Annotated in this window: 1 pseudogene; it reads right to left on the bottom strand. The window is 73.0% G+C overall.

The window, feature by feature from the left end:
- Positions 1 to 18 precede the first annotated feature (18 nt).
- Positions 19 to 259: pseudogene (locus tag NYP18_RS15350) on the bottom strand (HNH endonuclease); the annotation flags it as partial.

Raw genomic sequence — 259 nt, forward strand, 5'->3', positions numbered from 1 at the left:
GTGCCCGGGGTGCAGCTGTTACTCGGGTGGGGCCCGGCCCGGATCGGTGTCCTCCGGTGGGTCGGTGCCGGTGCCGGCCTCCTGCGCCCGGGCCTGCGCATCTTCCTGGTAGTCCTCGAACTCCTGCGCCGCCGCGCGGGCCGCTGCCCGCTCCGCCCGACGTTTCCGGCGTTGTGTGTAGGTCTGCACCCAGCGTTTCTCCACCGGCGCCAGAGGCCCCTGCGCATGATCCACCGCCCACGTCCCGTCCGCGAACAAC

This window comes from Corynebacterium lemuris (assembly GCF_024919295.1).
In the GTDB taxonomy this organism is placed as follows: Bacteria; Actinomycetota; Actinomycetes; order Mycobacteriales; family Mycobacteriaceae; genus Corynebacterium; species Corynebacterium lemuris.